Raw genomic sequence first — 14,823 nt, 5'->3', positions numbered from 1 at the left:
ACCTCCAAAATTAATTATGGTTGAACAATTATCGGAAGTCCAGATTTATCGCCCAAGATTATAAACTTTGCGTTTGGGGATTTTGCAAGTTCGTTCACGGTTTCAAGCGCCTTCCACTTCAACAATCTTTCATCAATTCCTTGACGAACTATGTTCTGGAAATCCGCAATCCCTTGGGCTTCAATTCTTTTTCTTCTTGCTTCTTGTTCTTCTTTCAAAATGACAAACTTCATTCTTTCAGCTTCCTGTTCCGCTGCAAGTTTATTGTTAATTGCTTGTTGAACTTGCTCGGGGAGAACAATTTTTCTCAAAAGCACTGCCTCAACGATTATACCTCTTGATTTAAGTGCTTTGTCAAGTTCATTAAAAATTTGCCCTGCTATGACTTCTCTGCCAGATGTATATAGCTCTTTCGCTTCGTGATATACGGTTACATTTCTTATCGCAGACCTTAGCATTGGCACAATTAGGACGGCGTCATAATTTTCTCCGAGCGTTCTGTAAATATCACTTGCCATTGTTGGCTCAATGTGATACAAAAGAGAAACCTCAAGCCCAACGCTTAATCCCTCTTTGCTCGGGACATCTGCGTGCTCAAATATCTCCTGTGTTCTTATTGACATAATGTGAAGTGATTTTAGAGGATTTATCAAATGCAATCCTTCTGGCAATTCTTCAGGGTCAACTTTTCCAAATAATGTTAGCACACCGACATGACCAGCTGGAACTGTGACGATTGATGCAAACAGGAGTCCAATTATTAAGACAGCTATTGAAATTGGAATTGTTTGTTTTGTTTTTCCGGTTATTGAGCCGTAAATTGATATACCGGCGGAAATTATCAAAGCGATGATTATTGGTGTCATAGCAATCACCCCGTTGATTTTGTTTTTAAGTTGTCAAGAGAATTTATAAATTTCAAAATTGAGAAAAAAGTTTTGCGCTTGAAACACGAAAAAATTTGCATTTGTTTTAATTAAAAAACAAAAAATTTGGAGGTCAAAAAATGGCAGGAGAAAATAAGAATAACGAAGAACTTGTTCAGGTTCAACCTAACCTTGAAAAAATGGCTAACTTGATAAAGGAACTTTTGATAGAGCTTGGCGAAGACCCAGAACGAGAGGGACTCAAAAAAACCCCAATGCGTGTTGCAAAAGCGTATCAATATCTTACAAAAGGTTATCGTGAAGATATAGATAAAGTTCTTAACGGTGCTGTCTTCAATGAAAAATACAACGAAATGGTCGTAGTTAAAAACATTGATTTCTTTAGCTTGTGTGAACATCACCTGCTTCCTTTCTATGGAAAAGTTCATATCGCATACATTCCGAACGGGAAAATCGTTGGTTTGAGCAAAATTCCGAGAATTGTTGAGGTTTTCAGTAGACGTCTTCAAGTTCAAGAGAGATTGACACAGCAAATTGCGGATACATTGAATGAGTATTTAAATCCGAAGGGAGTTGCTGTTGTGATTGAAGCGAGACATCTTTGTATGATAATGCGTGGGGTTGAAAAACAAAATTCGGTTGCAACCACAAGCGCAATGCATGGAATTTTTGTTGAGGATGCGAAAACAAGAGATGAATTTATGCATTTAATCAGTGAAGATTTAACTTAAACAAAAATAAATTTTGCTGGAAAATGCTTTTAAAAGACAAAGTTGCAATTGTTACAGGAGCAAGTAGAGGAATTGGGAAGGCGATAGCACTTTTATTTTCAAAAGAAGGAGCGAAAATTTCAGCAGTTGCAAGAACAGAAGAAGATTTGAAGAAACTTAAATCTGAAATTGAAGCATCTGGTGGTGAATGTTTGATTTTTAAAGGTGATGTTTCAAAAGAAGATGATGTTAAAAAAGTTGTCCAAGAGACAGTGGATAAATTTGGCAGAATTGATATTCTTGTGAATAATGCGGGATTTGGGATTTATAAACCTGTGGTTGAGCTTACTGCTGAGGAATTTGACAGTATGGTTGCGGTTAATTTCCGTGGCGTTTTTCTTTTCACAAAATATGTTTTGCCTTATATGATGAAGCAAAATTCTGGAGTGATAATAAACATTTCTTCCATTGCTGGGACGCTTGGAGTTAAAAATATGGCGGTTTATTCCGCAACGAAGTGGGCTGTAAATGGCTTTACAGAATCAATAATGCACGAAGTTAGGGAGTATAACATACGCGTTGCTTCACTTTGCCCTGGCTCGGTTGACACCAACTTCTCAAATGTTGCTGGTTCAAATCCACCTTCAAGAGATAAAGTTTTAAAACCGGAAGATGTCGCACAAACCGCGCTTTTAATCGCCACACTTCCCGAAAGGGCAATGTTAAGTCATTTAATTTTAAGACCGACAAATCCAAGATGAAAGAAGAAGTATTTGACATAACAATTGTTGGGGCAGGACCTGTTGGGCTTTACGCTACTTATTATGCTGGTTTAAGAGATATGAGAGCGAAGTTAATTGATGCTCTTGGGCAACTTGGTGGGCAACTTACGGCGCTTTATCCTGAAAAATATATTTATGATGTCGCTGGCTTTCCTCAAATACTTGCAAAAGACCTCGCTCAAAATCTTATATCCCAAGCGCTTCAATATAACCCAGAAATTTGCTTGAATGAGAAAATTATTAAACTTGAACGAATTGAAGATGAAAAAATTTTGAAACTCACATCTGAAAATGGCAATGTCCATTTTTCAAAAACTGTTGTCTTAACACTCGGAATCGGTGCATTTGTCCCGAGAAAACTTGATATCCCGGATGTCCAAAAACTTGATGGTCGTGGAATCCATTACATTGTGAAGGATAAATCAATTTTTAAGGACAAAAATATACTTATCGTCGGCGGTGGAGATTCAGCGGTTGATTGGGCTTTGAATCTTGAAGGCATAGCTAAAAATATAACCTTAATCCACAGGCGTGATATCTTCAAAGCACACGAAGATAGTTTGAAAAAACTTTTTAATTCGTCAGTTGAAGTTAAAACATTTTACGAGCTGAAACGCGTCCACGGCGATGAGCATGTTGAAGGTGCGACGATTTTTGACAACAGAACCGGAGATGAAACTTATCTTGATGTTCAACATATTATACTCTGTCTTGGTTTTCTTGCAAATCTTGAATTTATACAAAACTGGGGACTTGAAATTGACAAGAACGCAATAAAGGTAAATTCAAAAATGGAGACGAACATACCCGGGGTTTATGCAGCTGGTGATATAATCAATTACCCGGGAAAATTAAAATTGATATCAACTGGATTTGGTGAAGCAGCGATTGCGGTAAATTGCGCTAAGAATTTTATTGACCCGGCGTCAAAATTTTTCCCAGGTCATAGCAGTGATTTCGTCCCAAAAAAGTTTAAATCGGGATGAAGAAAAAAGTTTTGATAACTCACCGAATTGGTTTGTCGCGCTTTGAAAAAGTCGTCTCTCAAATTGGAGATAAAGCAGAGATTATTTTTGATCCCGAAAAGAGCAAAATTGATGATGTAATCGGTGATGTTGAAATAATTTTTGGAGATTTTGAAAGGAAACACATCTTGAATGCGAAAAATCTTCGCTGGATTCATCTTGGTTACGCAGGTGTTGATATGATACTTTATCCAGAGATCGTCAATAGCGATATAATCGTCACATCTTCAAAGGGAATTCATCAATTTCATATGACCGAGTTTTTGTTCGGGATGATTTTAACTTTGACGAGAAAGTTTGATAAAATTTACGATAATCAAAAGCATAAGCGATGGGATAAACAGGTTGCAAAGGAATTTGAACTTCTTAACGGTAAGACAATTGGAATTCTCGGGCTTGGAAACATAGGCAGACAAATTGCGCGGGTTTCAAAAGCATTTGGAATGTATGTCATCGGAATGAAAAGAACAAAGACAAATGTTGATTTTGTTGATGAAGTTGTGACAAAAGAAGAACTTCATCGTTTGCTTGAGAATTCGGATTTTGTAGTTGCGGTGTTGCCTTTGACTGATGAAACTTATCATTTGATAGGTGAGAAGGAATTTGACCTGATGAAAAGGAAACCATACTTTTTCAACATTGGTCGTGGTGCGGTTGTTGATGAAAAAGCTTTGATAAACGCTTTAAGAGATGGAAAAATTCGCGGTGCCGGGCTTGATGTTTTTGAAGAAGAACCACTTCCGCAAGATTCACCTCTGTGGACAATGGAAAATGTTTTGATAACTCCTCACATCGCCGGTCTTTTCCCAAATTACTGGGAAGAACCGACAAACATTTTTATTGAAAACTTTAAAAGATACATTGATGGCAAGCAAATGATAAATGTCGTTGATAAAATCGCTGGATATTGAAGTTTAGTTTGAATTTTGCATTATGATTTTGTAAACCATCTGACTTAACACAATTTTATCATCAACGGGGCTTGTCTTGATCAATTCATCGGCTTCAATTAAAAATTTGAACGCATTTTTTATCTCGCTCTCTTTGAATTTTTCAAGTTGATAGAGATACTCCCTTATGTGAAACTGACTTAGTTGAAGAGATTGTGCAAGTTTTTTGGGGTCTTTTTCAGTTTTTCGCAGTTCGTTAAGTTTCCAAAGCATTGTGAAATATCTTGTCAACATCGTCAGAATTACCGGCGGGAATTCACCCGCTTGAAGCATTCGTTCAACGATTGTGATTGCAAGATTTAAATTTTTTTCTCCAATTGCTCTTTGAAGGTCAAAGACGGTGAATGTCCGCGATAGCCCCACCGCTTGCTTTACATCTTCAACATCAATTTTCTTTTTATCACCTGTGAATATGAAAAGTTTTGTTATCTCGTTGTCAAGATCGCGAAGTGAATTTCCAACATAAGCTTGAAGAAGTTTACATGCTTCGCTTGTTATCTCTTTACCTTTCCACGGCGGGGTTTCTCCGCGTTCTTTTACTCTTTTTGCAATCCAGCTCGGAATTTGCCAGTCATACGGTGCTTTGAGTTCAACAACAATGGCAAGTTCAAAAATTTTTTTTATAAATCTCTTTTTCAAAATCTGGCTCATTCAAAACAATGATGAAAATCGTTTCCGGATTTGGCTTTTTGAGATAGTTTATGAAAATTTCGGCGTCTTTTTCTTTTTTTGTTCTTGAAATTTTGTTCAAAAATTTCTCAGAGTTTCGCATCACGACAACCCTTTTCTGGCTCATCACTGGAAGAAGAAGCAAAAGCGAGACAAGATTTTGCACATCAATTTCACTTCCATAAACGACATTGAAATTAAATTCCTTCAACCCTTCTTCAATCGCATTTTCAACAACCGCTTTGATTGATTCTTCAATTAAAAATTCTTCATTGCCGTAGAAAACATAAACTGGCGAAAATTTTTTATGCTTTACCGCAAGACGCAGTGTGTCAAAGTCAAGTTTTTCCTTCTCCATCATTGTGAGGAATTATTTTTCGTTTTTGACCAGTAAATGTAAGCTGGGATTCCAATTAACACGAGCAAAAGCCCAAGCCCCGAGCTTTTCGGATCACCAACGATGATGTAAATTATAAAAAACACCGCAACTAAAATATAAACAATCGGGATCACCGGATAACCCCACGCTTTGTATGGTCTTTCACGCTCTGGATATTTTTTTCTCAAAATAAAAAGACCGATGACTGTTAAGACATTAAACAAAAGCGATGTAAATGCAGTGTATGTTAAAAGTGCTGAATATGTTCCGCTTAAAGTTAAAACACTTGACCATATTCCTTGAAGAATTAGCGAATTTACGGGAGTTTTATATTTTGGGTGAAGTTTTCCAGCACCTTTGAAGAATAAGCCATCTTTTGCCATTGCATAATAAACTCTTGGCGCTGCAAGTATCATACCGTTATCACATCCGAAAGTTGAAATCATAATTGCAATTGCGATCAATTGAGCTCCAATCACACCGAAAATTTTTTCGGCAACAGCTGCTGCAACTCTGTTGTCGGGGATAAGAGCCATTTCTTTTATTGGAATTATGTAAAGATAAGCAAGATTTGCGAGGACATAAACGAGCATAACGCCGATTGTGCCAAGAACAAGCGAGCGAGGGACTGTTTTGTGTGGATTTTTGACTTCTTCGGCAGCAAAGGTCACGGAGTTCCAAGCATCATACGCAAATAATGCTTTTGACATCGCAACTGCAAACGCTGCTAAAAATCCCATTGACACAGCATCTGGTGGTGCAATCGGTTGAAACTTGTCAATTGAAAAACTTTCAAAGAAATTTGACCAATTTCCATTTCCAATTGCAAACGCAACAAACACAAGCAAAGCGATAGCTGCAATTTTTGAAACAGTGAATAAATTTTGGACAAGAGCCCCAAATACAACGCCAAAACAATTTATGCAAGTTAAAACTGCTATGACAATAACTCCGACTATTTGAGCGCTGTTAAGTGTGTAATTCCATCCGAATATATTTAAACTCAAAATGACATTATTTTCTGAAAGAGCAGGTATGAAAACTCCGAGATATTTTGCAAATGCAATTGCAACAGCAGCGATAAACCCACTTTGAATCACGAAGAAAAGAGTCCATCCGTAAAGAAAGCCAAGCAAAGGATTGTAAGCTTCACGAAGGAAAACATATTGTCCTCCAGCTTTTGGCATCATCCCTGCAAGTTCACCGTAAGCAATAGCTCCAAAGGCGGTTAAGATTCCACCGATGATCCAAAGAAGAATCAAAAATTGAGGAACAGGCATATAGCCAGCCATAATTGATGGTGCGATGAAAATTCCCGAGCCAATCATTGAACCCATAACTATCATAGTCGCATCAAAAAGACCAAGCTTTGCTTCAAATTTAACCTCCTTTTGAACTTCAGCAACTTGAGTCATAACTCCTCCACTTTTGTTTTTCACTTGACTTTAATCTTTTTGACATAAACTTTTTTCATCTCAACTTTTTCAATTGGATTATCTCTTTTATCTCGCGGAACTTGTGCTATTTTCTCAACAACATCCATACCTTCAATTACACGTCCAAAGACAGTATAGTTGTTATCAAGATGAGGTAGATCATCAAGGCAGATGTAGAATTGACTTCCGTTTGATCTTTTCTCTGGATTTACGCTGTCGGGTTGACGAGCTGCTCCGACGAAACCTTTCTTGTGGGGCATCTTTATTTCAGCTGGAAGCGTGTATCCCGGACCGCCTCGTCCATCGTTGCTTCGGTCGTTGTCTTTTGAAAGTGGATCTCCACCTTGAATGACGAAACCAGGTATAACTCTGTGAAATGTTGTCCCGTTGTAAAATCCTTCACGTGCAAGCTTTTTGAAATTTTCAGAATGTTTCGGTGCGACATCTTCAAAAAGTTCAATCACAATGTTTCCAAATTTTGTCTCAATTACAACAACTTCTTTTTCTTTCTCCTTGCCCTGGGGATTGAGCATTGCAAGTAATATGCTGATTAAAATTGATAATGTCTTCATTTTTGCTCCACAAATTTTATTTTAGAAAAATTAAACCAAGCAAGCCAACAATTGCGCAATAATATGCAAACGTTGAGAAATTACCGCGGGAGATAATTTTCAAAAGAAATTTTATCGCAACATAACCGGTTATAAAGGCAATTAAAGATGAAAGCAAAAGCTGAGGCAATTTATCAAAAAGTGAAAATTCAATAATTTCTTTTGTCTTCAAAAGAGTTGCTCCGAAAATTGCAGGAAGCGAAAGGAGAAAGGAAAATCTCGCACTTTTCACACCATTTATCCCAACAAGCATTCCAGCGCTTATCGTAGTCCCCGACCTTGATATTCCCGGAAGAATTGCAAATGCCTGAGCTAAGCCGATAAGAAATGAAGATGAAAAATTAAAATCTTTTTCAGGTGTATTTTTTGTAAATCGTGTTGAGAAAAGAATTATTCCCGTGATTATCAAAAACAAAGAAGTTAATTTTGGACTTTGAAACACTGATTCAATTTTTTCTTCAAATAAAACACCCACAACCCCAGCAGGTATTGAAGCCCAGATTATAAGAATTGCAGTTTTAAAATTTGCATCATTTTGAAAGTTATCTTTCAACTTTCCAATTTGGAAAATTTTCGTAAAGAAAGAGCGTAAAATTTCAAAAATGTCTTTCCAAAAAATTAACACTACACTTAACATTGTTCCGAAGTGCACAAAAACTTCAAAATCAATTCCGCTTTTCTTAATCCCTAAAAGATGCTCCGCAAGCACAAGATGACCTGAACTACTTATCGGGAGAAATTCGGTCAGTCCTTGTAAAATTGCCAGAATTACGCTTTCAATATAACTCATCAGGTTTTAAATTTTGTTTTAAAAATAATAACTAAACCCAGCACGAATTGCAAGTCCGAAGAAATTTAATCTCAAATTTCTATCCTCACCAAACGGTTTGCGAATTATTAGTTTATTTCCATCTTCATCTCTTGCTTCGCTCGTCAAGCTCAACTTTAAATCTGTTGAGAGATGAACATAAACTTTTCCATCAAGCCGTGATGAGAAAATTGCTTCAAGTTTAAAAATTCCACCATTTGAGGTGTAATTTATTTCTTTGAGCGAGATTGGAAGAAATTGTTTGAAATAACCTTTCACAAACCCAATGCCCGCACCAAGTTTTATGATGTAAATTTCTTTTTCCTGAAAAACGAGATGATCTATGGAAAGGGTTGGGGAGTGAATTTGATATGTGAAATTATAGATTAAAGAAGCACCTGTTGATGTTTCTTCAACATTGTATTGTTTCGTTATGTAGGAATATTCAAGTTTTACGGATGTGTTTTTGTCAATTTTTAATTCAGGCGAGATCCAAAGTTCAAGTGCTCCATCAAATTCGTTAATTTTTTTGCCACTAATTGAAGTTATGTAATCAACAACATCGGGAACATTTACATAATCAGCTCCAATTCCAGCGGATATGCAGAGATATTTTTTGTTTTTTAAATTCAAATCTTGCGATTGAGCATTTGAGAGAATGACAAGCAAAGCGAACAAATTTATCAAAGATTTTTTCACCGCAAATTTAGATATTCATTTTTGATGTTGTAAAGATAAAAAATTGGATTTCAAATTTCAAACCTTGTTGAGATGGGAACTTTTTGACTTCAACGAATTTATTTGTATATTAGCGATAGAAAAGTCGGAGAGGTGCCCGAGTGGCCGAAGGGAGCCGCCTGCTAAGCGGTTGTACCGCCAAAAGCGGTACCGAGGGTTCGAATCCCTCCCTCTCCGCAAAATTTTTTTAAACCAGCTTTATAACGAAAAAATGTATACCGATGGATGATTATAAAGAATTTTTACACCGCTTGAAAACACTTATCTCAAAAAATCCCAATCTCGTCAAAATAACCTTGAGTAATATATTTACAATGCGACTCATTGGAAATAAAACCCACGGTGATCTTGCAGAAATAGCACTTACCGAATTTATCAATCAATACATGTATGATTACAAAGCTGAGCATATCGGAAAATCAAAGTATAGATCAAAAGAGTTTGAGGAAGATATAAAAATTATAAACGAAATCAGCAAGCAAAGTTTCCTTGTGAGCATAAAAGCTTATGGGCATGGACCTCTTCAATTATCCACCGATAAAAATTTTAAAATGTTTCCCGCATTACAAAAATTTATGGCTGGAAAGGAAGTATTAATAGGAAATGATAAAATTTTAAAAATTCTTGAAAGCGAAAATTTTGCTGTGCTTAAAAATCTTAACATATTACCGCTGGTATATGATGAAGTCGGCAAAAGATGTAACATTATGGTTTTTGATTTTGACAAAATGAAAAATGAGGTGGAAAAAATTAAGCTTGAAGGTGAAGGTAAAAATAGAAAATATCCTGTTTTTAAATTTTACAACAGGCGCGATGAATACATATGTGAAGTTAGGTATGGTGGAAAAGATGCAAATGCACTTCAGAGAGGATTTTGGACGCATACAAAGAATGCAGAAGGATATTTTGAAAGTTTAACAGGTGGTTGGATTGAATATTCGGATAATGAGGTTCTTGTTAGACTCTTTAGGTATGCTCTTGTCACATCAGGTGAGGGACATAAAAAAGCGATAAAAGTTTTAGCTAAGGATATAGAAAAATTAAAAAAGTTATCTTGAAAGCAAATTGCTAAATTTTGAATTAAATAGAACGTTGTTCGGCGAAGTTGATTTTGACAGGATAAGAACTGAAGGTATAAAATACATCGGTTCAAAGGAAAAAATAATTCCTTATATTCTTCGCGTTATCTACCGTTTAAAGCCCAAAGTTGTTTTTGATGGTTTTTCGGGAACAACTCGTGTTTCACAAGCACTTGCGAAAATGGGTTATAAAGTTATCTCAAACGATATTGCTGTCTGGTCAAAGACATTTGCAACTTGTTATCTTTTGAATAAAAAGGATAAAGGATACTATCAAGAGATGATTAATTATCTTAACAATTTACCACCAAAGTTTGGTTGGTTCTCTAAACATTATGGTGGTGATCCATCAAAAGGCGAAGCGAAGAAACCATGGCAAATTCATAATACAATGAAACTTGATGCAATAAGAGAAGAAATAGATAAAATAGCAGTAGATGAGGTTGAAAAAAGTGTCCTGCTCACAAGTTTAATTCTAGCTCTTGATAAGGTTGATAATACAATCGGGCATTTTTCTGCATATTTAAAAGATTGGGCACCGCGCTCTTACAAAGAAATGGTTTTGAAAGTCCCCAGCCTTATCATAACCGACGCCGAGCACGAAGTTTATCAAGAAGATATTTTTAATTTATTACCGTTTATTGAAGCCGATGTTGCTTACTATGATCCACCTTATGGTTCAAACAATGACAAAATGCCTCCTTCAAGGGTTAGGTATCAAGCATATTACCACATTTGGACAACCATTATAAAAAATGACAAACCAAAACTTTTCGGTTCGGCTTTGAGAAGATGGGATAGTTCGGATAAAATTAGTTATTCTCCGTTTGAAGACTTCCGCAAAAACGAAAGTGGAAAATTCATAGCGCTTGAAGCAATAGAAAAGTTAATTTCTGAAACAAAAGCGAAATACATTGTTTTTTCGTATAGTTCAATGGGACGGGTACCATTTCAGGAACTTGTTGAAACATTTGCAAAGTATGCGAAGATACTTGAAATTCAAAAAATAAACTACAAGAAAAATGTAATGACCTATATGAGATGGACAAACGAGTGGATAAAAGAAAAAGATGAACCAAACATTGAGTATCTTTTCTTATTGAAAAAATAAAAACAAAAATTGAGGGGTAAAAATGAGTGCAAAAAAGGTTAAGGCAAGCAGGACAAAAAAGACGAGCGCAAAATCAAAAGATAAATCAGTTGAATTAAAAATTGGTCAAAAAGCGCCAGATTTTACATTGCCATCTGATACAGGCGAAAAAGTTTCTTTGAAAGATTTTCGCGGTAAAAAAGTTGTTCTCTATTTCTACCCGAAAGATGATACACCAGGTTGCACTAAAGAAGCTTGCTCATTTAGAGATAACATAAATCAAATACTTGAAAGAGGCGCTGTTGTCATAGGTGTAAGTGCTGATAGCGTTGAATCACATAAAAAGTTTAAAGAAAAATATAACCTCAATTTCCCTCTTTTAAGCGATGAGAAGCACAAAGTTCTTGAAAAATATGGTGTTTGGAAAGAGAGAAATCTATACGGAAAAAAGTTTATGGGAACAGAAAGAACGACATTTATAATTGATGAAAACGGACGCATCGCATATATATTTAGAAAAGTTAAAGTTGATGGACATACGGAAGAAGTTTTAAAAAAGCTTGATGAGTTATCACAGAAAGTTACCGCTTGAATTTAATCGCTATGCTTGAGGTACCCAAATTTTATGAAAATTTTCTCGCAAAAGTTTCGGATGTAAATTTAAATTCGCCACGCCAGCTCAAGAAGGTTGCCGAAATTGTCTCCGCAATGTCTGAATACTTTACACGAAAAAACCTTCGCAAGGAATTTGTTTTTTATGACTATTTGAGCAACGGGGAAGTTCAAAAAGGATATCTTGTTTATTTCACGACGACAAATCTTTTAAAAGTTCATGTCCCACTGAATGAAATTTCTTATTCTGGTTTCTTCAAGGGGAAAAATAAATTTGAAATTCTTGACATCGGCACGGGACTCGGAACAGTTGTAATGGGAACGATAATATGGATGCACGAAAATATAAGATATTTCAAAAATGTTGAAGTTAAGTTTGTCGCCCTTGATAAAGTTGAGCAAAACATAAGAAAGTTTCAGGATAATCTTGATATTTTCCTAAACGAGTTGAAAAATCATTATCGTCAAACGATTAAAATAAGCGTTGAACCAGCAATTTTTGATATTGAACATGCGTTTGAGATGTTTCATAAAAGATTTGACTTGATAACTGTTGCAAATACGCTTAACGAAGTCGCATATGAGAAAAGAAATAAACTTCTACGGCTTATCAACGCTGGGATAAAAGATGATGGCTTCGTAATTTTGATTGAACCAGCATTGATGATTACATCAAGGGACTTGCTTGACTTTAGAGATAAAATGTTGAAGCATGGATTTTACATTTATTCTCCGTGTTTGCGAAATCTTAACTGTCCTGCCCTTGAAACGGAAAAGGACTGGTGTCATACGGAAGTTGAATGGAAACGCCCTGAATTTATAAGACAAATTGACCTTGTCTCTGGCAATTACAGAAAGACATTGAAATTTTCATACATTGTCGCAAGCAAGCGTGATGTTAATTTGATTGATTGTATCGTTGGGGAGAGAAACTTCAAAGATTATTTCAGAGTTGTAAGTCAACTTATCGTGGAAAAAGGGAAAAAGCATTGTTATCTTTGCAATGAACTCGGTAGATTTCACTGCGTTAAACTTGATAGAGTTAATTCCCCGCAGAATGAAGTTTTTGATGAAATAGAAAGATACGAGATAATTGAGATGAAAAATTTTGAAAAAAGCGGTAAAGAAATTAAAATTAAACCAGATACTCAAATTGAAAAAGTTCTCGGAAATGAAGGACAAAGTTTTCGTTGAAGGATTTAAAAACTAAACGAGATTTCAGATGCGACTTCTTGATCTTTATCTTAAAGGTGGCGTGATAATGCATTTGATAACGATTTCGCTTGTATTGATGATTTATGTTGTGATTGAAAAATTTCTCACTTTGCGGAGGGCAAAAGCAAATGTTAAGGAATTTATAATCAGCATCAGAGGATTGGTCAAATCTGGGAGCATTCCTGAAATTATTGATTACTGCAACACGCATAACACTCCAATTTCAAGAATTTTCAAACAGGGAATTTTGAAACTTGGATTTGGTGATGAAAAAGTTCGTGAAGCAATTGAAATGGCGGGGAGAAGCGAGGTCTTTGGGCTTGAAAAGAGATTGAATATACTTGCAACGATTGCTGGCGTTGCACCTTTGCTTGGATTTCTCGGGACGGTGACGGGTATGATAAACGCTTTTATGACAATTCAAGCACTCGGTGGAATTGTCTCACCTTCTGATCTTGCTGGCGGAATTTGGGAAGCACTTTTGACAACTGCTTATGGTCTGATAGTTGGAATTCCAGCATACGGTCTTTATAACTATTTCGTCACGAAAATAAATCGCCTTGTTCACGAAATTGAAATTGCGACGGCAGAATTCATTGATATTTTAAGTTCGGAAGAATTCAAAAATCAGGTGAAATCAGATAAATGAGATTTGAAACGAGAAATAAACCATTGACGATTTTCACATTTGCTTCTTTGACTGATATAGTTCTTTTGTTGTTAATTTTTTTCCTTTTGACATCGTCATTTATAACTCAATCTGGGATAAGAATTCAACTTCCGCTCTCGGAAACAAAGGAGCAAGTAAGCGACAGGCATATCATCATCACTTTGACTGCGGAGAAGGAAATTTATGTTTTCAATGAAAAAGTTTCAAAGGAAAATTTGTCTCAAAAGTTGAAAGAGATTTCACGGGATGAGAAAAATAAACTTGTTGTTCTGCGTGCGGATAAAATTGTCCCAATTCAAGAAGTGATTGATGTTATGGATATTGCAAAATCATCTGGGTTAACGAGATTTGTTGTGGCAACACAGGTTAAGTGAAAAATGGAGGAAAGAATTCAATTAAAGTCCGCAATTTACACCGCTATAATTTGTTTTATCGTTTTTCTTTTGATGCTGATTTACAAAGTTACGATTGATGTTGGGGAAAGTGTTAAGTTCACAGAGGTTATTTTTGTTCCGCCGATTGAAGAGCAAATTCAGAAGGTATCAACTGGAGGAGGAAGTTTCGGAGCGGGGAAGACATCACCGACCGCTGTCAGAACTGTTAATTTGCCGAAGATAAATTTGCCGACGAGATTTACGATAACAGAAGAGGAAATTTTGCCTCAAAAATTTGCCGAAAAAATTGATGTAATTGAAAAGAAGGGAGATATTCTTGGAGCAAATTACGGTGCTGGGAAAACTGGGTTTGATGCAAGTTTGGGAAAAGAGATAAAGCCAGAAGTTGGAGTTTCAGGTTCGGGTAAAAGCGGAATTGGTGAGTTGAAAAAAGATTTTTCTGGCGTTGGCGCTTCTCCAACGCTTTCTTACAGGATTGAATGGGAGGGAAAGATAAACCGCATTAAGGTAAGCGGTGAAATGCCAAGATTTCCGCAAGGTGTGAGAGAATCAGCAATTGTTAAGTTCAGAGTTATTGTTTTGCCAGATGGAAAAATTGAGAGAATTTTTCCAGTTGAGAAAGCAAATCCAGAATTTGAACGCTCTGTGTTTGAGGCGTTGCAATCGTGGAGGTTTAATGCGATAAGTGAAAATGTTAAGCAAAGCGGGGTGATAATTTTCAATTTTAGAGTTGAATGATTTTAATTCAACAAAAACGGAGGTGTAAA

At 36.1% G+C, this 14,823-nt stretch carries 18 protein-coding genes and 1 tRNA gene; 12 read left to right on the top strand and 7 right to left on the bottom strand.

What is annotated here, in order from left to right; genetic code table 11:
- Positions 1-14: 14 nt before the first annotated feature.
- On the bottom strand, positions 15-866 hold the full coding sequence (locus AWW83_RS02715; protein ID WP_092348088.1) for a prohibitin family protein: 852 nt from the start codon (positions 864-866) through the stop codon (positions 15-17).
- A 200-nt stretch (positions 867-1,066) separates the two neighbouring features.
- Here AWW83_RS02715 and folE point away from each other — a divergent pair, with 200 nt between their 5' ends.
- From folE to AWW83_RS02695, 4 genes are read left to right on the top strand one after another with little or no spacing between them, the layout of a single operon-like run.
- Positions 1,067-1,618 carry a GTP cyclohydrolase I FolE gene (gene folE / locus AWW83_RS02710; RefSeq protein WP_234697231.1) on the top strand — a complete coding sequence of 184 codons (552 nt, stop codon included), beginning with the start codon at positions 1,067-1,069 and terminating at the stop codon, positions 1,616-1,618.
- 23 nt (positions 1,619-1,641) lie between these two features.
- The gene (locus AWW83_RS02705; protein ID WP_092348076.1) at positions 1,642-2,358 is read left to right on the top strand and encodes an SDR family oxidoreductase; all 717 of its coding nucleotides are present in this window, start codon (positions 1,642-1,644) and stop codon (positions 2,356-2,358) included.
- Positions 2,355-3,365 carry an NAD(P)/FAD-dependent oxidoreductase gene (locus AWW83_RS02700; RefSeq protein WP_092348073.1) on the top strand — a complete coding sequence of 337 codons (1,011 nt, stop codon included), beginning with the start codon at positions 2,355-2,357 and terminating at the stop codon, positions 3,363-3,365. Before AWW83_RS02705 ends, AWW83_RS02700 begins: the two co-directional genes overlap by 4 nt.
- Positions 3,362-4,315 carry a D-2-hydroxyacid dehydrogenase gene (locus AWW83_RS02695; RefSeq protein ID WP_092348070.1) on the top strand — a complete coding sequence of 318 codons (954 nt, stop codon included), beginning with the start codon at positions 3,362-3,364 and terminating at the stop codon, positions 4,313-4,315. Before AWW83_RS02700 ends, AWW83_RS02695 begins: the two co-directional genes overlap by 4 nt.
- A gap of 3 nt (positions 4,316-4,318) precedes the next feature.
- Here the strand turns inward: AWW83_RS02695 and holA (AWW83_RS02690) are convergent, their stop codons facing one another.
- The 6 genes from holA (AWW83_RS02690) to AWW83_RS02665 are packed head-to-tail and all read right to left on the bottom strand — an operon-like array spanning position 4,319 to position 8,944.
- Positions 4,319-5,005, bottom strand: a complete 687-nt coding sequence (holA, locus tag AWW83_RS02690) for a DNA polymerase III subunit delta (RefSeq protein ID WP_092348067.1) — start codon at positions 5,003-5,005, stop codon at positions 4,319-4,321.
- The gene (gene holA, locus AWW83_RS02685; RefSeq protein WP_159421084.1) at positions 4,962-5,381 is read right to left on the bottom strand and encodes a DNA polymerase III subunit delta; all 420 of its coding nucleotides are present in this window, start codon (positions 5,379-5,381) and stop codon (positions 4,962-4,964) included. Before holA (AWW83_RS02685) ends, holA (AWW83_RS02690) begins: the two co-directional genes overlap by 44 nt.
- Positions 5,381-6,817 carry an APC family permease gene (locus AWW83_RS02680; protein ID WP_092348134.1) on the bottom strand — a complete coding sequence of 479 codons (1,437 nt, stop codon included), beginning with the start codon at positions 6,815-6,817 and terminating at the stop codon, positions 5,381-5,383. Before AWW83_RS02680 ends, holA (AWW83_RS02685) begins: the two co-directional genes overlap by 1 nt.
- A 20-nt stretch (positions 6,818-6,837) precedes the next feature.
- Positions 6,838-7,371 carry a peptidylprolyl isomerase gene (locus tag AWW83_RS02675; RefSeq protein ID WP_420021876.1) on the bottom strand — a complete coding sequence of 178 codons (534 nt, stop codon included), beginning with the start codon at positions 7,369-7,371 and terminating at the stop codon, positions 6,838-6,840.
- Between the two features lie 55 nt (positions 7,372-7,426).
- Positions 7,427-8,239 carry an undecaprenyl-diphosphatase UppP gene (uppP, locus tag AWW83_RS02670; protein WP_092348058.1) on the bottom strand — a complete coding sequence of 271 codons (813 nt, stop codon included), beginning with the start codon at positions 8,237-8,239 and terminating at the stop codon, positions 7,427-7,429.
- 18 nt (positions 8,240-8,257) lie between these two features.
- Positions 8,258-8,944 (bottom strand): hypothetical protein, encoded by a 687-nt coding sequence (locus tag AWW83_RS02665; RefSeq protein ID WP_143713866.1) that lies wholly within the window; start codon positions 8,942-8,944, stop codon positions 8,258-8,260.
- 138 nt (positions 8,945-9,082) lie between these two features.
- Between AWW83_RS02665 and AWW83_RS02660 the strand changes: the two genes are divergently transcribed.
- The 8 genes from AWW83_RS02660 to AWW83_RS02625 all read left to right on the top strand — a co-directional run bounded on the left by AWW83_RS02660 (position 9,083) and on the right by AWW83_RS02625 (position 14,794).
- Positions 9,083-9,172 (top strand) — tRNA-Ser (locus tag AWW83_RS02660).
- A 137-nt stretch (positions 9,173-9,309) separates the two neighbouring features.
- The gene (locus AWW83_RS02655; RefSeq protein ID WP_092348052.1) at positions 9,310-10,053 is read left to right on the top strand and encodes a hypothetical protein; all 744 of its coding nucleotides are present in this window, start codon (positions 9,310-9,312) and stop codon (positions 10,051-10,053) included.
- Positions 10,054-10,060: 7 nt separating this feature from the next.
- Positions 10,061-11,185, top strand: coding sequence for a DNA adenine methylase (locus AWW83_RS02650; protein ID WP_234697228.1), 1,125 nt, complete (start codon positions 10,061-10,063; stop codon positions 11,183-11,185).
- A 22-nt stretch (positions 11,186-11,207) separates the two neighbouring features.
- Positions 11,208-11,756: a thioredoxin-dependent thiol peroxidase gene (bcp, locus tag AWW83_RS02645; RefSeq protein WP_092348049.1), complete on the top strand. Its 549-nt coding sequence runs from the start codon at positions 11,208-11,210 to the stop codon at positions 11,754-11,756.
- A gap of 11 nt (positions 11,757-11,767) precedes the next feature.
- Complete coding sequence (locus tag AWW83_RS02640; protein WP_143713865.1) at positions 11,768-12,970, top strand: small ribosomal subunit Rsm22 family protein; 1,203 nt, start codon at positions 11,768-11,770, stop codon at positions 12,968-12,970.
- Between the two features lie 28 nt (positions 12,971-12,998).
- Positions 12,999-13,640, top strand: coding sequence for a MotA/TolQ/ExbB proton channel family protein (locus tag AWW83_RS02635; protein ID WP_092348042.1), 642 nt, complete (start codon positions 12,999-13,001; stop codon positions 13,638-13,640).
- Positions 13,637-14,035 (top strand): ExbD/TolR family protein, encoded by a 399-nt coding sequence (locus AWW83_RS02630; RefSeq protein ID WP_092348039.1) that lies wholly within the window; start codon positions 13,637-13,639, stop codon positions 14,033-14,035. Before AWW83_RS02635 ends, AWW83_RS02630 begins: the two co-directional genes overlap by 4 nt.
- Before the next feature lie 3 nt (positions 14,036-14,038).
- A complete protein-coding gene (locus AWW83_RS02625) occupies positions 14,039-14,794 on the top strand; it encodes an energy transducer TonB family protein (RefSeq protein ID WP_092348036.1) in 756 nt (251 codons plus the stop codon).
- The last annotated feature ends 29 nt before the right edge of the window (positions 14,795-14,823 follow it).

This window comes from Candidatus Chryseopegocella kryptomonas, assembly GCF_001536065.1.
Lineage (GTDB): Bacteria > Bacteroidota > Ignavibacteria > Kryptoniales > Kryptoniaceae > Kryptonium > Kryptonium kryptomonas.
This window is presented reverse-complemented; position numbering and strand designations above follow the sequence as displayed.